This is a genomic window from Ruegeria jejuensis (genome assembly GCF_041537905.1).
In the GTDB taxonomy this organism is placed as follows: Bacteria; Pseudomonadota; Alphaproteobacteria; order Rhodobacterales; family Rhodobacteraceae; genus Ruegeria_C.
Genome location: NZ_JBGRUO010000028.1, coordinates 1 through 23,369, shown reverse-complemented (window position 1 = coordinate 23,369; position 23,369 = coordinate 1). Strand labels below are relative to the sequence as shown.

21 protein-coding genes and 1 pseudogene are annotated in these 23,369 nt (G+C 62.8%); 19 read left to right on the top strand and 3 right to left on the bottom strand.

Annotated features, from left to right (window positions below; all coding sequences use genetic code 11):
• Positions 1 to 2 precede the first annotated feature (2 nt).
• The 5 genes from AB1E34_RS23010 (at position 3) to AB1E34_RS22990 (ending at position 7,436) form a co-directional block, all read left to right on the top strand.
• A complete protein-coding gene (locus AB1E34_RS23010; protein ID WP_372574649.1) occupies positions 3 to 1,781 on the top strand; it encodes an acyclic terpene utilization AtuA family protein in 1,779 nt (592 codons plus the stop codon).
• Positions 1,778 to 3,394, top strand: a complete 1,617-nt coding sequence (locus AB1E34_RS23005) for an acyl-CoA carboxylase subunit beta (protein WP_372574648.1) — start codon at positions 1,778 to 1,780, stop codon at positions 3,392 to 3,394. The genes AB1E34_RS23010 and AB1E34_RS23005 overlap by 4 nt, the downstream gene beginning before the upstream one ends.
• Before the next feature lies 1 nt (position 3,395).
• A complete protein-coding gene (locus tag AB1E34_RS23000) occupies positions 3,396 to 5,381 on the top strand; it encodes an ATP-binding protein (protein ID WP_372574647.1) in 1,986 nt (661 codons plus the stop codon).
• A gap of 17 nt (positions 5,382 to 5,398) precedes the next feature.
• Positions 5,399 to 6,187 (top strand): TIGR03084 family metal-binding protein, encoded by a 789-nt coding sequence (locus AB1E34_RS22995; protein WP_372574646.1) that lies wholly within the window; start codon positions 5,399 to 5,401, stop codon positions 6,185 to 6,187.
• 91 nt (positions 6,188 to 6,278) lie between these two features.
• Positions 6,279 to 7,436 carry an acyl-CoA dehydrogenase family protein gene (locus AB1E34_RS22990; RefSeq protein WP_372574645.1) on the top strand — a complete coding sequence of 386 codons (1,158 nt, stop codon included), beginning with the start codon at positions 6,279 to 6,281 and terminating at the stop codon, positions 7,434 to 7,436.
• A gap of 72 nt (positions 7,437 to 7,508) precedes the next feature.
• Here the strand turns inward: AB1E34_RS22990 and AB1E34_RS22985 are convergent, their stop codons facing one another.
• Entirely contained in the window at positions 7,509 to 8,213 is a 705-nt protein-coding gene (locus tag AB1E34_RS22985; protein WP_372574644.1) for an SDR family oxidoreductase, read from the bottom strand.
• A 91-nt stretch (positions 8,214 to 8,304) separates the two neighbouring features.
• A complete protein-coding gene (locus AB1E34_RS22980) occupies positions 8,305 to 9,237 on the bottom strand; it encodes a LysR family transcriptional regulator (RefSeq protein ID WP_372574643.1) in 933 nt (310 codons plus the stop codon).
• Between the two features lie 74 nt (positions 9,238 to 9,311).
• Between AB1E34_RS22980 and AB1E34_RS22975 the strand changes: the two genes are divergently transcribed.
• From AB1E34_RS22975 to AB1E34_RS22940, 8 genes are all read left to right on the top strand, one after another.
• Complete coding sequence (locus AB1E34_RS22975) at positions 9,312 to 12,524, top strand: reductive dehalogenase (RefSeq protein ID WP_372574675.1); 3,213 nt, start codon at positions 9,312 to 9,314, stop codon at positions 12,522 to 12,524.
• Between the two features lie 68 nt (positions 12,525 to 12,592).
• Complete coding sequence (locus AB1E34_RS22970; RefSeq protein ID WP_372574642.1) at positions 12,593 to 13,366, top strand: hormone-sensitive lipase; 774 nt, start codon at positions 12,593 to 12,595, stop codon at positions 13,364 to 13,366.
• A gap of 127 nt (positions 13,367 to 13,493) precedes the next feature.
• Complete coding sequence (locus tag AB1E34_RS22965; RefSeq protein ID WP_372574641.1) at positions 13,494 to 14,636, top strand: patatin-like phospholipase family protein; 1,143 nt, start codon at positions 13,494 to 13,496, stop codon at positions 14,634 to 14,636.
• A 182-nt stretch (positions 14,637 to 14,818) separates the two neighbouring features.
• A complete protein-coding gene (locus AB1E34_RS22960; protein WP_372574640.1) occupies positions 14,819 to 15,685 on the top strand; it encodes an FAD binding domain-containing protein in 867 nt (288 codons plus the stop codon).
• The gene (locus AB1E34_RS22955; RefSeq protein WP_372574639.1) at positions 15,682 to 16,161 is read left to right on the top strand and encodes a (2Fe-2S)-binding protein; all 480 of its coding nucleotides are present in this window, start codon (positions 15,682 to 15,684) and stop codon (positions 16,159 to 16,161) included. The genes AB1E34_RS22960 and AB1E34_RS22955 overlap by 4 nt, the downstream gene beginning before the upstream one ends.
• The gene (locus AB1E34_RS22950; protein ID WP_372574638.1) at positions 16,161 to 18,422 is read left to right on the top strand and encodes a xanthine dehydrogenase family protein molybdopterin-binding subunit; all 2,262 of its coding nucleotides are present in this window, start codon (positions 16,161 to 16,163) and stop codon (positions 18,420 to 18,422) included. The genes AB1E34_RS22955 and AB1E34_RS22950 overlap by 1 nt, the downstream gene beginning before the upstream one ends.
• Positions 18,412 to 18,660: a MoaD/ThiS family protein gene (locus tag AB1E34_RS22945; protein WP_372574637.1), complete on the top strand. Its 249-nt coding sequence runs from the start codon at positions 18,412 to 18,414 to the stop codon at positions 18,658 to 18,660. The genes AB1E34_RS22950 and AB1E34_RS22945 overlap by 11 nt, the downstream gene beginning before the upstream one ends.
• A gap of 98 nt (positions 18,661 to 18,758) precedes the next feature.
• Positions 18,759 to 19,010 carry a hypothetical protein gene (locus tag AB1E34_RS22940; RefSeq protein WP_372574636.1) on the top strand — a complete coding sequence of 84 codons (252 nt, stop codon included), beginning with the start codon at positions 18,759 to 18,761 and terminating at the stop codon, positions 19,008 to 19,010.
• A 35-nt stretch (positions 19,011 to 19,045) separates the two neighbouring features.
• On the opposite strand, the gene AB1E34_RS22935 is transcribed toward AB1E34_RS22940, so the two are convergent.
• On the bottom strand, positions 19,046 to 20,416 hold the full coding sequence (locus AB1E34_RS22935) for an amino acid permease (protein ID WP_372574635.1): 1,371 nt from the start codon (positions 20,414 to 20,416) through the stop codon (positions 19,046 to 19,048).
• Positions 20,417 to 20,751: 335 nt separating this feature from the next.
• On the opposite strand from AB1E34_RS22935, the gene AB1E34_RS22930 reads away from it, so the two are divergent.
• The 6 genes and pseudogenes from AB1E34_RS22930 to AB1E34_RS22905 all read left to right on the top strand — a co-directional run.
• A complete protein-coding gene (locus AB1E34_RS22930; RefSeq protein WP_372574634.1) occupies positions 20,752 to 21,699 on the top strand; it encodes a YHYH protein in 948 nt (315 codons plus the stop codon).
• A gap of 318 nt (positions 21,700 to 22,017) precedes the next feature.
• Positions 22,018 to 22,158: a winged helix-turn-helix domain-containing protein gene (locus AB1E34_RS22925; protein WP_372574633.1), complete on the top strand. Its 141-nt coding sequence runs from the start codon at positions 22,018 to 22,020 to the stop codon at positions 22,156 to 22,158.
• A 53-nt stretch (positions 22,159 to 22,211) separates the two neighbouring features.
• Positions 22,212 to 22,364, top strand: a pseudogene (locus AB1E34_RS22920) (IS3 family transposase); the annotation flags it as partial.
• A gap of 119 nt (positions 22,365 to 22,483) precedes the next feature.
• Complete coding sequence (locus tag AB1E34_RS22915; RefSeq protein ID WP_372574632.1) at positions 22,484 to 22,717, top strand: SOS response-associated peptidase family protein; 234 nt, start codon at positions 22,484 to 22,486, stop codon at positions 22,715 to 22,717.
• 126 nt (positions 22,718 to 22,843) lie between these two features.
• The gene (locus AB1E34_RS22910) at positions 22,844 to 23,047 is read left to right on the top strand and encodes a YjiS-like domain-containing protein (protein WP_372574631.1); all 204 of its coding nucleotides are present in this window, start codon (positions 22,844 to 22,846) and stop codon (positions 23,045 to 23,047) included.
• 124 nt (positions 23,048 to 23,171) lie between these two features.
• On the top strand, positions 23,172 to 23,369 hold a 198-nt coding region (locus AB1E34_RS22905), incomplete at its 3' end, for a transposase (RefSeq protein ID WP_372574630.1).

Here is a 23,369-nt window from a genome sequence, read left to right as displayed (position 1 = left end):
GGATGGCAGAGACTCTGCGGATCGGAGGGGCTTGCGGCTTCTGGGGTGAGGCCCCGCATGCCACAGCCCAACTGCTGGCGGGTGGTGTGGATGTTCTGGTTTACGACTATCTGGCCGAGATCACCATGTCCTTGCTGGCGCGTGCCAAGGCCCGCGACCCGGGGGCGGGCTATGCGCCTGATTTTGTCACCGACGCTGTCACCCCCAACCTGATCGAGATCGCCAAGAGCGGCGTGAAACTCCTGTCCAATGCGGGCGGGATGAACCCTGCGGCCTGCGCCAATGCGGTCCGCGCCGCAATTGATGCGGCGGGCCTGTCCCTGCGCGTCGCGGTGGTCGAGGGCGATGATCTTATGTCCCGCGCCGAAGAATATGCAGGCGTTAGCGAGATGTTTTCCGGCGCGGCCATGCCGCAACGGGATAAGATCGCCTCAATGAATGCGTATCTGGGCGCATTGCCGGTTGTCGCGGCGTTGCGGGCGGGGGCGAATATCGTGATCACCGGGCGCTGCGCAGATAGCGCGCTGACGCTGGCGGCCTGCATGTGGCGCTTTGACTGGGGGCCGGGCAGCTACGATCTGCTGGCGGCGGGGTCCCTGGCCGGGCATCTTCTGGAATGCGGCCCGCAGGCAACCGGCGGCAATTTCACCGATTGGGAGGCCGCGGGTGATCTGGCGAGGATCGGCTATCCGATTGCAGAGGTGGCGGAGGACGGATCAATCCTGCTGACCAAACCGCAAGGCACCACCGGAACGGTCACCCGCGCCTCGGTCTGTGAACAGATGCTCTATGAGATCGGCGATCCGCGCGCCTATCTGTTGCCCGACGTGATCTGTGACTTTTCTCGGGTTGTACTGCTTCAGGCCGGGCCTGATCGGGTTTCGCTGACCGGAGCGAGGGGGCGTCCGCCAACCGGCCAACTCAAGGTCTGCGCCACTTATCAGGACGGCTATCGCGGCGGCATGGTGTTTCAGATGAACGGGCGCAATGCCGGGCGCAAGGCGCGGGCCTTCGCGCAGGCGGGCCTGGATCGGGCGCGCGCGCGGCTGCGGGACATGGGCGCGCCGGATTTCACCGAAACCGCGCTGGAGGCGTTTGGCGGCCATCCCGGTCAGGGCGACTATCAGGAGATCGCCTTCAAGGCGGCGGTCCGGCATCCCGATGCGCGCGCGGTTGGTCTGTTTCTCAAGGAGTTGACGGGGACCGCGCTTGCGACCCCACCGGGGCTGCATTTCTTCACCGGGGCAGGCCGACCGAAGCCCACGCCGGTGGTGGCGCTGTTTTCGTTCCTGATTGAGGCGGCGGACATTACCTGTCGCGTGACGCTGGATGAAGACGAGTTGGCTTTTGCGCCGGGCCTTCCCTCGCCCCCGCGGGAAACACTCGAACCAGCCCCGCAGCCTCCCGCGCCTGAAACCGGCGGAGAGCAAGCCACCGTGCCGTTGGAGCAACTCGCCTGGGCAAGATCGGGCGACAAGGGTGACAGTGCCAGTATCGGCGTCATCGCGCGGCATCCTGACGCTCTGCCCCGTATCTGGGCCGGGCTGAGCGCTGAGGTGATCGCACAGCTGTTCGAACCGGAACTCAGGGGCGAGGTTCAGCGCTATTACCTGCCGGGGTCGCACGCCATGAATATCGTGATGACGCAGGTTCTTGGCGGCGGCGGGATTGCCTCGCTGCGCAATGATCCGCAGGGCAAGAGCTTTGCGCAGCGGCTATTGTCGCTGTCCATCGCCGTGCCCGCATCCCTGATACATCGAATGGAGGGCGTGGCGGAATGAGTTTCACCAGCCAGATCGTGACGGGCAGCGATGCCTACGGCGAAAACCGTCGCGCCATGATCGCGCTGATCGATGAGTTGCGCGGTCTGGAACGGCGGGCGGCAGACCTGTCCGAGCGCCGTCGCGAGCGGATGGAGGCGCGCGGCCAGATGACCCCGCGCGACCGGCTGGCAGCGTTGCTGGACCCCGGTTTGCCCTTCCTGCAACTGCACTCGCTGGCTGGCTACCTCAGGGATAGCGACGACCCCGCGCAATCGGTGCCCGGTGCGTCAGTGTTGATCGGGATCGGCTATGTCTCGGGCACGCGCTGCATGGTGGTGGTCGATGATAGCGGCATCAAGGCGGGCGCCATGTCCGAGATGACCGCCGCCGCCTTCCTCAGCGCGCAGGAGGTGGCGCTGCGCCAGAAACTGCCCTTCCTGCATCTGGTGGAAAGCGCCGGGGCGAACCTGATGGAATACCGCGTTGACCTCTGGGCCTATGGCGGCAAGCTGTTTCGCAATTTGGCCCGGCTCTCGGCGGCGGGCATCCCCAATCTGGCGGTGCTGCATGGGCCATCGACCGCGGGCGGGGCTTATATGCCGGGTCTGGCCGATTACGTGATCGGTGTGCGCGGCAACGGCATGGCAGCGCTGGCCGGGGCCGCCCTGGTGCAGGCCGCAACCGGCGAGGCGGCACAGGAGCGCGAGCTGGGCGGGGCGGAGATGCACGCCTCGGTCTCTGGTCTGGTCGAGTATCTGGCGGGTGACGATGCCGAGGCCATCGCCATCGCCCGCGATGTGGTGGCCCGGCTGGACTGGAACAAAGCGCTGTCCCCTATCAAGCGCGACGCGGTGGCCCCGCTGCATGCCCCCGATGAGCTAGCCGGGGCGGTTCCCGTCGATCCGCGCACGCCCTATGACATGCGCGAGATCGCGCTACGCATCGCCGACGGGTCCGCCTTCCGCGATTTCAAACCGGGCTATGGTGTCTCGACGATCTGCCTGCAGGCTTCCATTTGTGGCATGTCGGTGGGGCTGATCGGCAATAATGGCCCGATCGATCCCGATGGGGCGACCAAGGCGGCGCAGTTCATTCAGCTCTGCGGGCAGGCGGGCACGCCGCTGATCTTCCTGCACAATACCACCGGGTTCATGGTCGGCACCCGCTATGAGCAGGCGGGGATGATCAAACATGGCGCCAAGATGATCCAGGCCGTGACCTCGGTCGATGTGCCGCGCATCGCGCTTTACGTGGGGGCCAGTTTTGGGGCCGGGAATTACGGCATGGGCGGCTATGCCTATGAGCCCGATTTCCTGTTTGCCTGGCCCAACGCCACAACCGGTGTGATGGGCGGTGCGCAAGCCGCAGGCACGATGGAGATGGTGGCCCGTGCCGGGGCACAGCGGCGTGGCGAGAATATAGACGAGGATAAGCTGGCGCGGCAAAGCGCGCTGATCGCGGAGCATTTCGACCGGCAGGCGGGCGCGTTCTATACCTCGGGCCGCTGTCTGGATCATGGCGTGATCGATCCGCGTGATACCCGCCGGGTACTAGGCTTTTGCCTGCAAACCTGTCTAGAGGCGCGCGCGCGGCAGGTCCGGCCCGGCTCTTATGGCGTTGCGAGGTTCTGAGATGGCGCCCTTCGATACGATCCTGATCGCCAACCGGGGCGAGATCGCCCTGCGCATCATCCGAACGGCACGCCGGATGGGGCTGACCACCATTGCCGTCTATACCGATGCCGACCACGCCGCGCCGCATGTGGCGGCGGCGGATCGGGCCATCCGGATCGGCGCGGGGCCTGCTGGCAACAGCTATCTCAACGCTGAACGTCTGCTGGCGGCGGCGCAGGATAGCGGCGCGCAGGCGATCCATCCCGGCTATGGCTTCCTGTCGGAAAATGCGGATTTTGCCGAGGTGGTGGCGCGAGCTGGTCTGATCCTGATCGGCCCCTCGCCCGAGGCAATGCGCGTCATGGGTGACAAGGCCGCCGCCCGCGCCGCGATGATCGCAAGCGGCGTGCCTTGCCTGCCCGGATATGAGGGCGCGGATCAGAGCGATGACGCGCTGGTGCAGGTCGCCGACCAGATCGGCTATCCGGTCATGGTCAAGGCAGCGGCGGGCGGTGGCGGGCGCGGCATGCGGCTTGCCGAAACGCCCGAGGCTCTGGTTCCGGCGCTGGCATTGGCGCGATCAGAGGCCGAAAGCGCGTTTGGGTCCGGGGCGCTGATCCTTGAGCGGGCGCTGACAAATGCAAGACATGTAGAGTTCCAGATCATTGCGGACACGCGAGGGAATGTCCTGCATCTGGGCGAGCGCGATTGCTCGGTGCAGCGCCGCCACCAGAAGATCATCGAAGAGGCACCATGCCCCATTCTGAGTGAAGACCAGCGCACGCGCATGGGCGCGGCTGCGGTCGCGGCAGCAAAATCGGTCGACTATACCGGGGCCGGGACGGTGGAGTTCCTGCTGGGCGAGGACGGCGCGTTCTACTTTCTGGAAATGAACACCCGCCTGCAGGTCGAACATCCGGTGACCGAATGCGTGACCGGTCTGGACCTTGTGGAATTGCAGATCGCGGTTGCCCAGGGTGCAGCACTGCCATTGACGCAAGGGGATGTGCAGATCACAGGCCATGCCATCGAAGCGCGGCTCTATGCGGAAGACCCCGCCAACGGCTTCCTGCCTGCAACTGGTCCGGTCCATCTCTGGCACCCGGCCGAGGCAGAGGGTCTGCGTATCGACGCCGGGATCACCCAAGGCCAGCAGGTCAGCGCCTTTTATGATCCGATGCTGGCCAAGATCATTGCCCATGGCCCCGACCGCGACACGGCGCTGCGCCGGTTACGGCGGGCTGTGGCAGAGAGCGTACTGCTGGGATGCGACACCAATGCGGCCTTTCTGACCGATGTTCTGGCGCAGCCCGCGTTCATGGCCGGGCAGGCGACGACCGACCTGTTGGCGCAAGCCTACCCCGATGGCTTCTCCGCCCCGTCGCCCACGGCGCAGGATGCCGCGATCGCCGCCGCTCTTTTGGTGCAGCACCGTCGCGACCGGATGGCGGCGCGCGCAGGGGGCATAGATGCCGACCTGATTGGCTGGTCTGGGGCCCCGCTTGCACCGAGACCACTGCGGCTGCGCTGCGCAGGGCAGGTGCTGGAGATGAAGATCACCGCTCACGGCCCCGGATGGCAGGTCACACAAGAAGACGTAACAACGCACCTCCACCTGTCGCGGCGCGGTGCGCAGGTTTCGGTCGATCTGGATGGTGAACGGCGCAGCGTTCTGGCCCATCTGAGTGAGAGCCGGGTCTATCTTGCCACGCAATCGGGGCAATTCGTGTTTGACGAGGTCACCCCCTCGGCCCAGGCGATGGATGAGACCGGTGGCCAGGTTGTTGCGCCGATGCCGGGCGTGGTGCTGAGCATCGATTGTGCTCAGGGTGATCAGGTTGCGGCGGGCGATACGCTGGCCGTGATGGAGGCGATGAAGATGCAGCACCGGATCGCCGCCCCGATGTCGGGACAGATCGCGCGGGTCCTTGTTTCGGTTGGGCAGCAACTGGATGCAGGCATGGAGATCGTCGAGATCGAGGCCGATGGCGAGCAGGTCGGGTAAGGAAAAGGGGCAGGGCAATGCAGCAGACCATAGATTTTGTCGCCGAAAGTGAGGCGCTTGATGCCATTCTGGACGGTCTGGTTGGTGAGGGCTGGGACACCGTCACCCAATTCAAGGGCTGGACGATCAATGACGTGCTGGTGCATCTGCATTTCTGGAACGGCATGGTCGACCTTGCCCTGCGAGACCCGGGCGGGTTCGCCCGCGAAGCCGGGGACATTACGGCTGCGATCAGCGCCAGCGGCTTTCGCGCAACGGAAAACGCGCGCGTCACCGAACGCGGCCCGGCCCTGCGCGACGTCTGGCGCGCGCGCTATCTTGAGATCGGCGCGGGCTGGGCCGGGCTCGACCCCAAGGCGCGAGTGCAATGGGTGGGGCCCGACATGTCCGTACGCTCGGCGATGACAGCACGACAGATGGAGACCTGGGCGCACGGGCAGGAAGTGTTCGATATCCTTGGCCAGCAGCGACAGGAACAGGATCGCATTCGCAATATCGTCATGCTGGGGGTAAACACCTTTGGCTGGTCCTTTCAGGTACACGGACGGAAGGTGCCACCAACCCTCCCGCAGCTGCATCTGACGGCGCCTTCAGGGGCGCTGTGGCGTTTCGGTGAGGATGCGGCAAACACGATCAGTGGCGCTGCGGTCGAGTTTGCACAGGTTGTCGCACAGACCCGCAACATCGCGGATACCGGTCTTGCTGTCGCTGGCCCGGTGGCGACCGAGTGGATGGCGATCGCCCAATGTTTTGCAGGTGGTCCCGAAACGCCGCCCATGCCGGGGCAGAGGCATCGACAGGTCTGAAAGAACGTTGCGTAGCGTCGGTCTGAGCCGTCTGGAAATTCTGTTGTCGCACGTTAGGCTTCGTCTCAAGCCGCGATAAGGAGTTTGCCGCATGACCCTGTTTACAAGCACTTCAAGTTGGAAACTGGACGAGCACCAGATGTTCTCGGACATGGTGGGCCGGTTTCTGGATGACGAGTTGGTGCCCAATACAGACACTTGGGCGGCCAATGGTGTGGTTGATCGCGCGTTCTGGAACAAGGCTGGCGAGGCCGGGATCATGGGCGGTGCGGTCGCCGAGGAATATGGCGGCTCGGGCGGCGGTCTGGGGTTTGACTCGGTGGTTCTGTATGAACAGGCCTCCCGTGGCGATGCGGGCTGGGGGTATGGAATCCAGTCGATCGTGATCCACTACATCACCGCCTATGGCAGCGAGGACCAGAAGCAGCGCTGGCTGCCCAAGCTGATCTCGGGCGAAATGGTCGGCGCGCTGGCCATGACTGAGCCGGGCACGGGATCAGACGTGCAGGCGGTGCGGACCACGGCCGAGAAAGACGGCAATTCCTACCGTCTGAACGGGTCCAAGATATTTATCACAAACGGCCAGACCGCGGATCTGATCATCGTCACCGCAAAGACCGACAAGAGCCAGGGCGCCAAGGGTGTTTCGCTGATCGCGATGGAGACCGAGGGCGCCGAAGGGTTCCGCCGGGGCCAGCCGCTCAAGAAGCTGGGCATGAAGGCCAACGATACCGCCGAGCTGTTCTTTGAAGACGTCAAGGTGCCGATGACCAATCTTCTTGGCTCTGAAGAGGGGCAAGGATTCTACCAGTTGATGAAGCAATTGCCGTGGGAGCGTCTGACCATCGGGATCATGGCGCTGGGTGCCATCGATTTCGCCATCGCCGAGACAGTGAAATACGTACAGGAGCGTAAGGCGTTCGGGCAGCGGGTGATGGATTTCCAGAACACCCGTTTCAAGCTGGCCGAGTGCAAGACCAAAGCCGAGCTGCTGCGCAGCTTCGTCAATGACTGTGTGGCCAAGGCGGACAAGGGCGAGTTGGACGCGGCCACCGCCTCGATGGTGAAATACTGGGGCAGCGAGACCCAGAATGAAGTGGTGCATGAATGTCTGCAGCTTTTTGGCGGCTATGGCTTCATGATGGAGTATCCCATCGCGCGCCTCTATGCCGACAGCCGAGTACAGATGATCTATGGCGGCACCAACGAGGTGATGAAGGAATTGATTGCCCGCTCCATCGACGTCTGAGCGGCGTAACAAAGCCGTTCGAATGCTTAGGAAAAGGCGCTTTGAAGCGCCTTTTTCTTATTTGTCGTCTGCCTACACGGACCGGGTGATGCCGCCATCCACCCGGATGTTCTGCCCGGTGATATAGCCACCGCCCTCGGAGGCGAGGAATGCCACGACCGAGGCGATCTCTTCATAGCTGTTGCCATAGCGGCCCATCGGGATGCGCGAGCGGAATTCCTCCTTTTCCGGCAGGCTGTCGATGAAGCCCGGCAGCACGTTGTTCATGCGGATGTTGTCGGTCGCGTAGCGGTCGGCATAAAGCTTGGTGAAGGCCGCCAACCCGGCCCGGAACACGCCCGAGGTCGGAAAGACCGGATCAGGCTCGAACGCCGCGAAGGTCGAGATGTTGATGATCGATCCGCCGCCCTGGGCCTGCATGATCGGGGTGACCAGACGCGAGGGGCGCACGGCATTGAGGAAATAGACCTCCATCCCCAAATGCCAGTCCTCGTCGCTGAGCTCCAACACCCCATTGCGGGGGCCATGGCCTGCGGAATTGACCATCACATCGATGCGGCCCCAATGGGCCATTGCCGTATCCACCAGCTTTTGCAGATCCTCATTGGACTGGTTCGAGCCGGTCACGCCGACGCCCCCCAACTCCTGCGCCAGAGCTTCGCCTTTGCCCGATGAGGACAGAATGCCAACCTTGTATCCATCTGCCGCCAAGCGCCTTGCCGCATCGGCCCCCATGCCGCTGCCCCCTGCCGAGATCAGAGCCACTTTATCTGCCATCTCATCGTCTCCTGTTTGTGTGCTGAAGACAGGATGGCGGGCTCCGCCGGCTTTCGCCAATCAGTTTGCCGGCCTTGTGACTATAGAAAATCTATCGGAAAATCCGTGGCTCGACACTTGAACGATCCGCCAAAGGTCGCGCGACCGCTTCGATCCGGTCCCGCAACCAGCGATGCGCCGGATCAGCCTGTGAGCGCTCGTGCCAGACCATGTAGATCGAGACCGGCGGGCAGTCGAAGGGCAGGGGCGCGCAATCGAGGCTGGCCAGCGGTCCCAGCCGCATCAGCGCAGTATCGGTCGAGATCAAGCGGCTGCCGCGCAGAAAGGGCGTGATCGCGTTGAAATGGGGCAGGGTGACGACCGGCGGGCGCATCTGGCCCTGATCGACACCGCGCAGCGCGACCTGAGCGCTGCGCCCGTCCGCAAACCGGACCGCGACATGATCGGCGTTGCAATATTCGTCCCATGTCCGGGGCGGGTCGCGCATCGTGGCGTCGTAGTAAATCCGCATCGGGCTGGTCAGCAGGTGTTTCTGATAAAGGTCGCGCGTATCCGGTGGCAGCGGGGTCAGCATCAGCTGGCAGCGATTGCTGCGCAGCAGATCTGCATCCGGAACCCCCGAGGGCACGAAATCCAGCCGCAGACCGATCCCCTGCGCAAGGCTGTCCCGCAGCAGCGCGGGAAAGATCAGATCGCGCGGCATGTCATTGGTCGCAATGGCGAACTGCATCGCCTCGCGCTGCGGATCGAAGGGGCGCGCATCAGTCAGCGTCTTCATGCGGTCAAGCACCTCTTGCACCGGCTCTTTCAGGGTCAGCGCCCGCTCGGTCGGGATCAGACCCTGCCCGGAGCGGACAAAAAGCGGGTCGCCCAGCACCCTGCGCAGCTTGCCCAGCGTATGGCTCATAGCCGATTGCGTGACGCCCATCCGGTCGGCGGCTTTCGAGACAGAGCTTTCTTCCAGAATGGTCAGAAAGCAGCGCAGGACCTTGCCGTCGAGGTCAGTGAAATCGAAACCATTCATGCCGGTTATTAATAGGCATGAATAGATTTGTTGTCGATCACGGGGTAAACCTGTCGGGTCAAGAGGAGGATCAAATGGGGTTCCGGGTATTTTCGGATCGCAAACGCCCGGTTCATATGGGGCCATACCCGCTGGAGCGGTTGGCGCGTCAGCCCGGAGTGGTGCCCTATGGCGAGGTGCCCGCCATGGCCCCGCTCAGCTTCGCTCGGCCAGAGCGGCCCGAGAGCATCGTCAATGCCATGGGCGAGTTTCAGGCGATGATGGATGCCATCCGCGAGGGGCATGCAAACCCGGTGCGCTCGGACATCCCCGAGGACCCGCTTGAGCGCGCCAACCACCTGAAAGCCTTTGGCTATTTCAACGATGCCTCGATGATGGGGATCGGCCCGCTTGAGCGTGAGGCGCTGTTGCCAGCGCCGCGCCGCAACCCCGAGATCGACCGGCTGGCCCATGCGCTGAAAACCCGGCAGACCAAGACGCTGGCCTCTGGCATCGACATGATCATGGCGGACCTGAAAGAGGCGATGGCGGCGGAGCCCAGCTCGATCGACGGGCATAGCCACGCTATCGTGTTTCTCTACGAACACCACCGCGATCCGGACCCGGACGAGCCGGGCAGCGACTGGATCATGGATGCGCAGGATCATCGGGCCTGCCTGCGGGCCAGCGAGAATGCAGTGGTGATCGCGCAATACATCCGCCTGCTGGGGTACTCGGCGCGCGCGCATAGTGTGACGTCCAGCGATGTGGATTTGAACCGGCTGGCTGTTGCTGCGGGGCTGGCCTCGGTCGAGGGCGGAGTACTGAACGCGCCGTGGCTGGGGGCGCGCTTTGGTCTGGCGGCGGTGACCACCGATATGGACCTGGCCCATGACCAACCGCTTGCGCCTGCGGCGGCGCAGCCCTGGCTCAAGGTCAACGGGCCGGCCTGGTGGCTGGGCGCAGGCTTTGCCAAGAACGCGCTGAACCGCGATCCCTATGCCAAACGGCGTTATATGGACGGGGCGCATCCGTTCGAAAACCTGAAACGCGTTGAAACACCCACAACCTATTTCGACGAGGCCAATGTGGCGCGGGTGCCCAAGCGCACCGACATGTTCGCGCGCGCGCTTTTCGGCGATATGGGCAAGGCGCTGCAGGACGGCGCCAAGGGTGGCAAATACGTGATGAAATCCGCGCCAAGCTCGGCGCAGCGGCGGGCGCTGGGCGCATTTGTCCTGTTACAGGATGGCGAGAGCGCCGAGGTGGCAAAACCCACGGATGCTGCGCGCAACGCCGCCAATCTCAAGGCTGCCACCTATTTTCTGGGTGTCGATGCGGTGGGCCTGTCGCGCTGCCCGGACTGGACGTGGTACTCGCATGACGCCACCGGCGAGGAGATCGTGCCGCCCCATGATCAGGCGATCAGCATGATCATCGATCAGGGCTACGAGACCATGGAAGGGGCCAGCGGCGACGACTGGATCAGCGTCGCTCAGTCCATGCGCGCTTACTTACGGTTTTCGCTGCTTGGCGGCGTGATCGCCCAGCAGATCCGCAATCTCGGCTACAAGGCCCGCGCGCATACAGTGATGGATGGCGAGGTTTTACAGCCGCCGCTTTTGCTGCTCAGCGGCTTGGGTGAGGTCAGCCGGATCGGCGAGGTCATCCTGAACCCCTATCTGGGTCCGCGGCTGAAATCAGGCGCGGTGACCACCGACATGCCGACGACCCATGACAAGCCCATCGATTTCGGGCTGCAGGCCTTTTGCGAGAGCTGCAACAAATGCGCCCGCGAATGCCCCTCGGGGGCGATCACTGCGGGGCCGAAGCGGATGTTCAATGGCTATGAGATCTGGAAATCGGACAGCCAGAAATGCGCCACCTACCGGATCACCACGCCGGGTGGCGCGATGTGCGGGCGCTGCATGAAGACCTGCCCGTGGAACCTCGAAGGCATTTTTTCGGAGCGGCCCTTCCGCTGGGCGGCGATGAATATCCCCGCTGCCGCGTCGGCGCTGGCGAGGCTGGATGATGCGGTGGGCAATGGCGGGCTGAACGAAGTCAAGAAGTGGTGGTGGGATGTCGAGCGGGGCGCGGATGGCGCCTTTCGCCCGTCTGAACATCCGCTGAACCGGCGCGGGCTGCAGAAATATCTGGACCTGAAATACGAAGACCAGACGCTTGCGGTCTACCCCGCACCGTTGGCCCCGCATCCCTGGCCCCATCCCTTCCCGATGGATCGCGAGGCCGGAATCGCCGCTTACGAGGCGCTGGTGAGCGCCGATGAGTACAAGGCGCGGCTGGCGGATGGCGACACCTCCGTCATCCATCGCTACAGCATAGACGGTGATGCGCCGGTCATGCGCGTGGCCTTGTCCAAGGTGGACGTGATGACCGACGACGTCACCAAGTACGAGTTCACCACGCTGGATGGCACGCCCCTGCCGGACTGGACCGCTGGGGCGCATCTGGACGTGCTGGTCGCACCGGAATACCTGCGGCAATATTCGATGTCGGGTGATCCTTCGGATCGGACGATGTATCAGATCGGTGTGTTGCGCGAGGATGACGGACGCGGCGGATCGGCGCTGCTGCACCGGATATTCAACGAAGGTCGCAAGGTCTTCATCTCGAAACCGATCAATCATTTCGAGCTGGACGAAACCGCCACGCGGACCTTTTTGATGGGCGGCGGCATCGGCATCACGCCGATGATCGCCTTTGCCCACCGTCTGCATGCTCTGGGCGCCGCGTTCGAGCTGCATTACTCGGCCAGTACGCGGGCATCGGCGGGGTATCTGGACGACCTGGCCGCAGCCCCCTGGGCTGATCGTGTGCATCTGCACATCTCGGACGAAGACACGCGGGCGGATCTGGATGAGATCCTGTCTGGGTACCAGCCCGGTTGGCATGTCTATACCTGCGGCCCGGACCGCTATATGGATGCGGTGATGCAGGCCGCCGAGGCGCAGGGGTTCCCCGAAGAGGCGCGGCATCTGGAGTATTTCTCGGTTCCCGAGCAGCCCGACTATGAGAACCATGATTTCACCGTGAAACTGGCCCGCTCGGGGCGTGAAATCTTCGTGCCAAAGGACAAGGATGCGGCGCAGGTTCTGGTCGAAAACGGCATTCATGTGGATGTAAAATGTTCCGACGGTATCTGCGGGGTATGCAAATGCGGTTTGGTCTCGGGCGCGGTTGAGCATCGCGATTTCGTGCTGTCAGCCAAGCAGCGCGACGGGGCGATCATCCTGTGCCAGTCGCGCGCGGCAGAGCCGGGAGGCGTGGTCGAGATCGATCTCTGAGCGTGGTTCGTTCACGCTTGGACCTGCGTCGTCATCGCTCTAGGGTTCCGCCAAACAGGGGGATGCGAATGATCGACTGGGACGACGCCTTCGACAATTCCAGCTACGTGCCGGGGTCGGATACTTTACCGGCGCGCTGGGCCGCCGAGGCCGTCGTGTTCCGCGACCAGACCGGAGAGCTCGATATCCCCTATAGTGACGCTCCCTGCAATCGCATGGACCTGTTTCGCCCAGATGGGGTCTGCAAAGGGCTGGTTGTCTTCATCCACGGGGGATACTGGCACAAGCTCGACAAAAGTTACTGGTCGCATCTGGCCCTTGGTCCGCTGTCGCAGGGCTGGGCGATGGCGATCCCCAGCTACACGCTGGCGCCCGAGGCGCGTCTCACCGTCATCGCGCAGGAAGTAACTGCGGCCGTCAACGCCGCAGCAGCGCAGGTTGCGGGGCCGGTGCGGCTGATCGGTCATTCGGCGGGCGGCCATCTGGTCTCCCGCCTGGCCTGCGCCGATAGCGCGGTCACCACACGGCTGGACCGGGTGCTGTCGGTCAGCGGCATCCACGATCTGCGCCCTTTGCTGCACACGCGGATGAACGCGGTGCTGGGCCTTGATGCGGCAGAGGCCGAGGCCGAGAGCCCGGCATTGCATAAACCGCGTGAGGGCGTGTCTGCGCATTTCTGGGTGGGCGCGCTGGAGCGGCCAGAACTAATCCGCCAGACCCGATTGATCGCCGAGGCCTGGCAGGCCCCGAATAGCTATGAACCGGAGCGGGACCATTTCTCTGTGATCGAAGGGCTGGGCCGCCCAGAGGCCCCTCTGGCGCAGGCCTTGTTGGATGGCTGACAACAGCGGCCGCGCGGCTCGTATGCGCCAACGGCCCATGCTGAAAAAAACGTGACGTTTCGCCAATTGCGACTTGGCAGGCGGTGCCCAATTGGCGCAATTAGGGGTTGTTCACGCTGGAGGGTACATGCGCCGTCTGATTCAGATTTCCGGAATCGCAACACTGTGTTTGTTTGCGGTGATTGCGCTCTATGGGCTGAGCGCGTTTCTCTATAACCGCCATCTGGTCGAATACGAGATCGAGGTCGCAGGCTGGCCCGAGACCGAGGCGTTCAGTGAACCAACAGTCTGGCAGACCGATCATCCCAAACGCGCGCGCATTCTGGCGTTGGAGGGCGGCGCGCTGTTCGGCCTCGCCGAGCTTGAGGTTCTCAAGGCGCTCGAAGAAAGATCCGGCAAACGCATCTACGAAATGTTCGATTTCGTGGCGGGTGCCTCGACCGGCGCCGTTATCAGCACGCTGTTGTTCTATCCCGATCCAAAAACCGGCGAACCGATGACCGCCGCTGAGGCAATCGACGCCTATTCGCGCTTTGGGGCTGATGTCCTGGAAACCCCACTTTACCACAAGATCCTGACCGGAAGCGGGCTGTTTGGCCCACTGATCCGCAATAAGGGGCGGATTGAGGTAGCAAACGAGTTGCTTGGTGACGGACAGTTCAACGATCTGCTGCGCCCGGCCATGTTTCCGGCCTTTTCGCAACAGAGTAACGGGCTGACGGTCTTTCGCAACTGGGATGAAGTCGAGGGCAACATGTATCTTCGCGCGCTTGTGACCGGTGTTACCAGCGCGCCGATCTATTTTCCCGCCATCGTTTTTTCCGGCGCCCATGCCGACGGACATTTCATCAGCGATCCCGCGATGATCCTGAATGCGCCGGGTGAAGTCGCTTATCTGCATGCCCGCACCCATTTGCCCGAGGCCGAGGAATTTGTGGTCGTGTCTCTCGGCACTGTCAGAAACGACTCGATCTCGGGCGAGATTGCCGAGCAGGGCGGGTTGATCCAGTGGTTCAAGCCGATGCTGCGGATGGTATTCCGGGGCGAGGCAAGCGTCAGCGCGCATGCGCTGGAGCGCCATTCGGGCTTTGAGTCGACGATTGATCTGCAGGCCTTCCTGCTGAAGCCCGAGGAACCCGCCGATGTGAACGAGTTCGACCCCTCACCCGCAAACATCGCTATTATCCGCAAGACCGGACAGCAGTTCGTGGCCGACAATCAGGCGGTCCTCAACAAGATCATCGGGTTGTTGACCGCCCCGACAGGTTGAAAGGCCGGTTCGGACAATCAAAGCCGCGCCGTCGATTTTGGCGCTTGACCTGATAGCGCCTGACAAAAACCACCGCGAGGGTGCGATTTTTCGGTGTTCCGATGATGGACGAGGGCGGGTTGCTGCACTAACGTCCCGGCAAGAGCCTAGCGACTCTCATTTCAGGACATGCGAGGTAGACGATGGATTATCACAGCCCTGCCAGTTTCACCGAAGCCTCGGCACTGGCCGCCGCGACAACGGGCGTCACCCGTTTCCTCGCGGGCGGGACAGATGTTCTGGTGCAATTGCGCTCTGACATGGTGACGCCTGACCTGCTGATCGACATTAAGAAGATCGACGGCGTCAGCGACATCACCCGCACGCCTGATGGGGGTTGGACCCTCGGGGTCGCCGTGACCGGTGCCGAGATGAGCGAACATGGCGATTTAGGCCGCGACTGGCCCGGCATTGTTGAGGCGATGGACCTGATCGGATCGACTCAGGTGCAGGGTCGCGCGACGCTTGTGGGCAACCTGTGCAACGGGTCTCCGGCGGCGGATTCTGTTCCGGCGATGATCGCGGCGGGGGTGTCAGTCACTGTCACCGGCCCTAACGGAGAGCGGGTCGTGCCGGTCGAGGACATTCCGACCGGACCCGGCAAGACCTCGCTGGCCAGGGGCGAGGTAATCTCGGCGGTCAATATCCCGCCGCGCGGTCAGAATGCTGGAGACGCCTATCTGCGCTTCATCCCGCGCACCGAGATGGATATCGCGGTAGTGGGCTGCGGTGTCAGCCTGCGGCTGGATGGCGATACCCTGACCGAGGCGCGCGTCTCGTTGGGCGCTGTGGCGCCCACCGTCTTGCTGGTCGAGGACTGCGCGAAGGCGATCATCGGCACCACGCTGGATGACGCTGCGCTTGAGGCACTGGCTACGGCGGCCTCCGCCGCCTGCAACCCGATCGATGACAAGCGCGGCACCATCGCGTTCCGCACCGACGTGGCCGGGGTTCTGGCCCGGCGCGCCGCAAAAATCGCCTATGCCCGTGCGAAGGGAGAACAAGCATGAGCAAACTGCACGTATCCACCACCGTGAACGGGGACAGCGTCGAATTCCTGTGTGATCCGCGCGAGACGCTGCTGGATTGCCTGCGCGACAAGCTGAACCTGACCGGGGCCAAGGAAGGTTGCGGCACCGGCGATTGCGGGGCGTGTTCCGTCACCGTCGATGGCCGTCTGGTCTGTTCCTGCCTGATGCTGGGGGTCGAGGCGGATGGCAAAGACATCGCCACGGTCGAAGGCATGGCCGAGGGCGAAGAGCTGCACCCGCTGCAGAAGAAATTCATCGAATATGCCGCCTTGCAATGCGGGATTTGCACGCCGGGCGTTCTGGTCGCGGCCAAGGCGCTGCTGGAAAAGAACCCCAACCCGACCGAGGAAGAGGCTCGGTACTGGCTGGCAGGCAATCTCTGCCGCTGCACGGGATATGACAAGATCATTCGCGCCGTGATGGACACGGCGGCGGACATGCGGGAGGCTTCATAATGGCACTCGACGATCAGAAATCCGTCTTCAAATTTGTCGGCACACGCCCCGACCGCCCCGACGGGCTCGACAAGGTCACGGGCCGCGCGAAATTCGGCGCGGATGCCTATGCGGCCGGGATGCTGCATGGCGCAATCCTGCGCTCGCCCCACGCCCATGCGCGGATCGTGAAAATCGACGCCTCGAAGGCCGAAGCGCATCGGGATGTGAAGGCCGTAGTCACCCGCGCCGATTTCTCCGACAAGGTGGAATTCAAGCCCGGGCTCGCGGGCGAGTTCTGGAACGTGCTGGAAAACGTCATGGCGGGCGAAAAGGCGCTTTATGACGGGCATGCTGTGGCGGCAGTGGCCGCGACCTCGGCGCTGGCCGCGCGCGATGCGCTCAAGCTGATCGAGGTCGAGTACGAGGTGCTGCCTCATGTTACCGACGTGGACAAGGCGATGGCCGCCGATGCGCCGGTGATCCGCGAGGGGGCCGCCGACTATTCGGTGCCCGAGGGGCTGCACCCCAACGTGGTGCGCTACCACGAAAGCGGGCATGGCGACGTCGAGGCCGGGTTTGCTGAGGCCGATCTGGTGATCGAGGACAGCTTTACCACCGAGGCCACCCATCAGGGCTATATCGAGCCGCATGCCTGCCTGGCGTCCCTGGGCGGCGATGGCAAGGGCGAGCTGTGGTGCTGTACGCAGGGTCACTGGATCGCCCAGAAGACCTGTGCTGCCCTTCTGGGGATCGAGACCGCGCAACTGCGGGTGACGGCCTCCGAGATCGGCGGCGGCTTTGGTGGCAAGACCACCGTGTTTATCGAGCCTGTGGCGCTGGCGCTCAGCCGCAAGGCCAACCGTCCGGTCAAGATCGTGATGAGCCGGTCCGAAGTGTTCCGCGCCACCGGGCCGACCTCTTCGGCGTCGATGGATATCAAGATCGGCATGAAGAAGGACGGCACCATAACGGCTGCCGAGGGCATCTTTCGCCTGCAGGGCGGGGCCTTTCCGGGTGCGCCGGGTGACATGACCGCGATGTGCGCCTTTGCGCCTTATGATTTGAGCAATGTGCGACAGGTTGGCTATGACGTGATGGCCAACCGCCCGAAACAGGCCGCCTACCGTGCGCCGGGCGCGCCGATGGGGGCGTTTGCCGTGGAATCCGTGCTGGATGAGCTGTGCAATCAGCTTGGGCTTGACCCGCTGGATGTCCGTCTGAAAAACGCGGCTCATGATGGATCCAAGGCCAGCTATGGTCCGACCTATGATCAGATCGGTCTGGTCAAAACGCTGGAAGAGGCCAAGGCGCATCCGCACTATGCAGCGCCGCTGAAGCCGGGGCAGGGGCGCGGGATCTCTTGCGGCTTCTGGTTCAACCATGGCGGCGAGACCTCCGTTTCGCTGGCGCTGTCGGAGGATGGCTCGGCGCAGCTCATGGTCGGCACACCGGATATCGGCGGCTCACGTGCTTCGATGGCGCTTATGGCGGTCGAGGTGCTGGGTATTCCATACGAGAACATCCGGGTGACCGTCGCCGACACTGCGACGCTGGGCTACAATGATGTGAGCCATGGCAGCCGGGTGACCTATGCCAGCGGGTTGGCCACGATCAAGGCGGCCAAGCACGCGGTCGAAAAGCTCTGCGAGCGGGCGGCGGCCAAATGGGGCATCCCGGTCGATGCCGTGAAATGGGAAGACGGTTGCGCAGTGCCCTCGGGCCCCAATGCGGGCGATTTCGACCCGCTGCCGCTGGCTGATATCACCGCCAATATGGGCGCAACCGGTGGCCCGATTTCGGGCCATTTCGAGGCAACGCCGGAAGGGGCGGGTGTGTCCTTTGGCACCCATATCGTCGATGCCGAGGTTGACCCGGAGACCGGCAAGACCGCGATCACGCGTTACACGGTCATTCAGGATGCGGGCAAGGCGATCCACCCCGCCTATGTGGAAGGCCAGTATCAGGGCGGAGCCGCACAAGGCATCGGCTGGGCGCTGAACGAGGAATATATCTATGGCGAGGACGGGCGGTTGCAGAACTCGATTTTCCTCGATTACCGCATTCCTGTTGCTTCCGACCTGCCGATGATCGACACGGTCATTGTCGAGGTCCCCAACCCCGGCCACCCCTTCGGCGTGCGTGGTGTGGGTGAGACCGGCATCGTGCCACCGCTGGCCGCCATAGCCAACGCAGTTTCCAACGCAGCGGGCGTGCGGATGCGCGATCTGCCGATGTCACCGCCGCGTATTCTGGCGGCGCTCAAGGCCCGTGACGGTTAAGGTCCATCTCTGGTCGGGGCTGCGCGCCCTGACCGGCGGGCAGGCCGTGGTGGAGGTCGAGGCCACCACCATCGGCGGCATGCTGCGTGAATTGGTGCGTCTGTATCCCGCATTGCAGGAACCAATAGATGCAGGTGTGTCGGTGTCGGTGGACGGGCGGATCATGGCCAGCGACCTGACCGCGCCAGTGGCTGCGGAAAATGAAATCTACCTCATGCAGCGATTGCGCGGCGGATAGGGAACAGGGCCGCGGCAATAGTCCCGTTTCTGATCAAACCCTTGCAGCATCCCGCGACGATGCTAGGGTTCCAACAACAGGCCGATTGGAGATTTGGGATGAACCGTTTTGTTATCGTCGCTGGACTTTTGGCCACGGCCGGGTGTGCGGGACTGTCGGATGCCAGAACGGGGCGGGTGCAGTCTTATGATGGCAACACCGTGGTGATCAGCGGTCCTCTGGCGACGGGCCAGAGCGCCCGCCCGCCAGCCGCAATGGTGGAATTAGCCAAGGACCTTTGCCCGGATGCACGCTTTATCTCGGCTGACGGGGGCGGCACCGGATCGCTCTATACGTTCAGCTGCCGCTGAAAGGCTGCGCGCCCAAAGCGGGACCGGCCTCGGGATCACAGCTCGGGGTCAGCATGCTGCAGCCGGATCGCCACATAGACCGGCAACCCGGCCAGCATCAGCAGAAACGCCCACATCACCGGCTCGGACCCTGCGCCAAAGATGGTGAACATCGAAAAGCCGAAGGCGATGATGGCGATCGGCAGATAGGTCATCGGTCGCAGGAAGCCGATGCGTCGACCCAATGACAGCAGGATCATCCCTTCGACCACGCAGCAGAACACGTATGGTGCCATCTCGGTCACGATGGCCAGCTGGATGATGAACTCATAGGCCGCCAACAGGGTCTTGGACCCGGTGGATTGCAGCAGCAGCACCAGGATCGATAGCGACATCGAGATCACGATGCCCTTGGCCGGAACGCCATTGGCGCTGAGTTCGGCAAAGGCCCGCGGCAGCAGCCCGTGGCGCGCGGCCGCCAGCGGTACCTGCGCCATCACCAGCGTCCAGCCATTGAGCGCGGCGAGCGAGGACAGGATCGCGGCGGCGGCGACCATATAGCCCGCCCAGTTGCCCCACATCACCTCGGCGGCGTCCGCAAAGGGGGCGTTTGATTGCTCCAGCGCAGTGCGCGACATCACCCCCATAACAGACATGGTACCGAAGGTATAAAGCGCGGCGGCCAGCAGGACCCCTGCGATGGTTGCGATGGCGATGGTGCGGCGCGGGTCGCGAACCTCTCCAGCCGGGACGGTCGCCGTTTCGAGCCCGGTGAAGGCGTACATGATGAACGGCGTGGTTGCGGCAAAGGCCAGAAAGAACGACATCGGCGTCGGATTGACCGGAGTGAAATGGCTCCAGTCCACCCAGAACAGGCCGATGAAGGCCACCGCCAGGAACGGGACCAGTTTGACGCTGACAACAATCAACTGAACCATCCCGACCTCTTTCGTGCCCTTCAGGTTCAGCAGCCCGACCGCAAGGATCATGGCCAGCGCTACTGCGGAATTGGCATAGGGTTTGCCCTGCAGGGCCGGGACGAAGAAATGCAGGTAATCGGTCGCGCCAAGGGCGATGGCGGGCAGCGAGATCCAGATCGAGATCCAATAAAGCCAGGCCACCAGAAACCCGGCGAAATCCCCAAAGCCCAGCCGCACATAGGCAAAGGGGCCACCGGTCTCGGGTGCGATGCGGCTGAGCCGGGCAAAAACCAGCCCCAGACACAGCGCCCCGATCGAGACCACGGCCCAGGCGATCAGCGCCACCGCCCCATATGGGGCCAGTGCCGCAGGGGCCAGAAAGAAGCCCGATCCCACGATATTGCCAACCACAAGCGCGGTGCAGGTCCAGACCCCATAAGAGCCGGTTGATCCGGCACGCTCGGCGGTGTGCGGCTGATCGGGATCGGAGGAGGCGCTGTCGGTCACGGAAGCCCCTTGAGATTGTGCGGGGTCATCAAAGCGCGCGGCTCTGACACCAGCCGGAGGCGAGGGACGGAGTATCCAACATCCAGCAAGTTTCGCACTTATTGCGCCGCGCGAAAAGCCCTGATGCCGCGCGGCGGGCGCAGATTGGGACGTTTGACCATGTATGGCGAGGCACCTCGGGTTTTGGACAAGACCCGTTGTCAGCGCCTTCCATTCTTGCCACGATGGAAATCTGCGGAGGAGCGCGAAGTGCCCACTTTGCAGGCCAACAAGATGTTAAATTCCAGTCAACCGCTGTTCTGGCGTGACTCTGTTTCAAACCGAAAGGATGTCATGTGATTAGGTTTCACCCCCGCATTCCACTTGGCGCTGTGCTGTGTGTTGCCGTCGCTGTCCCGGCCACAGCAATCGCGCACGGCACCGACATCACCAATGCCATCCTGACCAACAGGTCCGGCGATTGCGCGGACTACGCCGGTAGCTACGTGGCCGAGGTCGAGGATATCTCGCGCCAGACCAAATACACCTCACAAGTGGGCATCACGGTCGAGGGCGACGCCTGCATCCTGACGTCGAACGGCATCCCCAACCACGATTTCAACGGCCCGACCGCCAATTTCGCCAATAACGTCAAGGAACTGCCCGCTACGTTTCGCATTCCGCGCAACCCCAAACCCTCGGGATCACCCACGAAGCTGTCGCAGCGTTTTTATGATGGGGTGATGCTGAACGGCACGCCGGTGGATTTGCTGTCGGCCGGGTGCTGGCGTCCGGACGGTCGGCGCGCCGATGCGCAGGGCAATGTGCTGGCCGGGTGCCGCGATACCGATCCCTGGCTGATCGACCCGCCCGCCTATGACGAGTATTTCGGGGTGGATCAGCACAATGCCCATGCCCAGCCGGACGGACGGTATCACTACCACGCCAATCCCAACGCCCTGTTTCTGGATCACGACCATGCAGAGCCTTCTCCGGTCATCGGGTTCGCCGCTGACGGGTTTCCGATCTTCGGCACCTTCTTTCGCGATGAGACCGGGGCGGTGCGCGCCGCACGCACCGGTTATGCGCTCAAGACCGAGCCACGCCCCGCGCCGCCCAACGGGCCGGGCGGGATGCCGGACGGAACTTATCTGGAGGATTACGAGTTCACTGGCGACGGTGACCTGGACCGGTGCAATGGCATGAGTGTGGACGGGCAATACGGTTACTACGTCACCACTGCCTATCCCTGGGTGCTGAATTGCCTGATGGGGCCTGCCGACCCTTCTTTCAGCAAACGCTAAAGCGTCCTGCCGAAAACCTGGATCGTTGGGATTCCCATTGGTTCTGATTTGTGATTCATCCTGTTTGGGAGGATGGATCATGTCAGCACCTTTGCCGGATGCGCTTCGGGCGCGGTTTCAAAAGTTGATTGAGGAAGGGTTAAGTGGTCGCGCTGCGGCGCTGCGGCTTAGGCTTTCGCCTGCCACCGGGGCGCGCTGGGGACTTGCAATCCGGCGAACCGGACAGGCCAGAGCTGCGCCGCAAGGTCGGCCTCAAGGCAAGGGCAAGCTTGATCCCCACCGGTCTTTTCTCGTCGAACTCAAATGCAGGACGGCGACATGACCATGCCCGAACTGGCCGGTGCGCTGGCGGAAGCGACCGGCGTTCAGACGCACCCTGATGCAATTGGCCGGTTCCTACGCAAGCTCGGCTTCACGTACAAAAAAGTGTCTGACATCAGCACCTATGGGCCTGATTAGAGGATTTGCATGACGGAAGGTTTCTGGCTCATCTGAACCGTCAAGGAGAGAAGATGAGACGGAAAGCTGGAACCGACAAACCGACGGCTGAACGAGTCGTCAAAGACATTCGCCGCAAGACGCGGAAGCACCATTCAGCGGAGGAGAAGATCCGCATTGTGTTGGAGGGCCTGCGCGGCGAAGAGAGTATCGCTGCTTTGTGCCGTTTACCTCATTCTCTGAACCGGGAAGGAATGCAGAGGGAAAATCTGAGCCGGTCTGGTTTGCACTCAACGAGGATCGGCCATTAGCGTTCTTCGCGGGTGTCTGGACCAACTAGACCAGTGTGCGGAAGGTCAAGGAAGGCGAAGTCAACGCAGACCTCTACGGCTTCCTGACCACTGAACCGAATGACGTGGTGGGCGCGATTCATCCGAAGGCCATGCCGGTGATCCTTCAAACGCCGGATGAGCTTGAAACGTGGCTGACAGCGCCTTGGGAAGAAGCTGGGGCGTTGCAACGCGCATTGCCTGATGGTGTGCTTGAGATTGTCGCCCGAGGCGGTGCGACAGACGGTTAGGTTTGCAGCACCGAACGCAAGCCAAAATTCCAGCATCTGAACAAAGCTTAAGAGTTGCTTCCGGTCAGCTTCAGAAGTGCTGCGCATATGGAGTCTAGAGAATAACAGACACTCAGGAGAAAACGGATGGAACATGTTCATACAATGACCAGCAACACCGGACTTACTCCGCACCTGTTCTCCAATTCGATGGACCAAAAGGCTGCTCGCAAAAAGAGGGCAGAGCGCAAGAGGAAACAAAGAGAGATTTGGAGATTGTCGGACAGAGAGTTGCTCGACCTAGGGTATAGCCGGAGCGAATTGAAAGCGATACGGCACTACCACCATTGAGGCAGATGATGAACCGACGGCCGCCTGATGGAACCGGGAAGGGCACAATACATTTGGGGGTTGACCTGAGCCCCTGAATCTCCTCCAGCTTTGTGTAGAGTCCGCCCAACTAAAGGACGGACAAATGAAGACGAGGTTCTCCGACGAACAGATCATTCAGATGATCAAGGAACAGGAGGCTGGCGAGAAGACGGCTGACGTGTGCAGGCGCTATGGGATCAGTCAGGGCACGTTCTACAAATGCAAGTCGAAGTATGGCGGCATGGAGCCGTCGGATGCCAAGAAGCTGCGGGCACTGGAATCCGAGAACGCGAAGCTGAAG

Excerpts from the sequence above, each read along its gene's own strand:
- AB1E34_RS22980 (WP_372574643.1), bottom strand. The coding sequence starts at position 9,237 with ATGAATGGTTTCGATTTCACTGACCTCGACGGCAAGGTCCTGCGCTGC.
- AB1E34_RS23005 (WP_372574648.1), top strand. The coding sequence starts at position 1,778 with ATGAGTTTCACCAGCCAGATCGTGACGGGCAGCGATGCCTACGGCGAA.
- AB1E34_RS22960 (WP_372574640.1), top strand. The coding sequence starts at position 14,819 with ATGGATTATCACAGCCCTGCCAGTTTCACCGAAGCCTCGGCACTGGCC.
- AB1E34_RS22995 (WP_372574646.1), top strand. The coding sequence starts at position 5,399 with ATGCAGCAGACCATAGATTTTGTCGCCGAAAGTGAGGCGCTTGATGCC.
- AB1E34_RS23010 (WP_372574649.1), top strand. The coding sequence starts at position 3 with ATGGCAGAGACTCTGCGGATCGGAGGGGCTTGCGGCTTCTGGGGTGAG.
- AB1E34_RS22975 (WP_372574675.1), top strand. The coding sequence starts at position 9,312 with ATGGGGTTCCGGGTATTTTCGGATCGCAAACGCCCGGTTCATATGGGG.
- AB1E34_RS22950 (WP_372574638.1), top strand. The coding sequence starts at position 16,161 with ATGGCACTCGACGATCAGAAATCCGTCTTCAAATTTGTCGGCACACGC.
- AB1E34_RS22925 (WP_372574633.1), top strand. The coding sequence starts at position 22,018 with ATGACCATGCCCGAACTGGCCGGTGCGCTGGCGGAAGCGACCGGCGTT.
- AB1E34_RS23000 (WP_372574647.1), top strand. The coding sequence starts at position 3,396 with ATGGCGCCCTTCGATACGATCCTGATCGCCAACCGGGGCGAGATCGCC.
- AB1E34_RS22955 (WP_372574639.1), top strand. The coding sequence starts at position 15,682 with ATGAGCAAACTGCACGTATCCACCACCGTGAACGGGGACAGCGTCGAA.
- AB1E34_RS22970 (WP_372574642.1), top strand. The coding sequence starts at position 12,593 with ATGATCGACTGGGACGACGCCTTCGACAATTCCAGCTACGTGCCGGGG.
- AB1E34_RS22965 (WP_372574641.1), top strand. The coding sequence starts at position 13,494 with ATGCGCCGTCTGATTCAGATTTCCGGAATCGCAACACTGTGTTTGTTT.
- AB1E34_RS22985 (WP_372574644.1), bottom strand. The coding sequence starts at position 8,213 with ATGGCAGATAAAGTGGCTCTGATCTCGGCAGGGGGCAGCGGCATGGGG.
- AB1E34_RS22940 (WP_372574636.1), top strand. The coding sequence starts at position 18,759 with ATGAACCGTTTTGTTATCGTCGCTGGACTTTTGGCCACGGCCGGGTGT.
- AB1E34_RS22910 (WP_372574631.1), top strand. The coding sequence starts at position 22,844 with ATGGAACATGTTCATACAATGACCAGCAACACCGGACTTACTCCGCAC.
- AB1E34_RS22990 (WP_372574645.1), top strand. The coding sequence starts at position 6,279 with ATGACCCTGTTTACAAGCACTTCAAGTTGGAAACTGGACGAGCACCAG.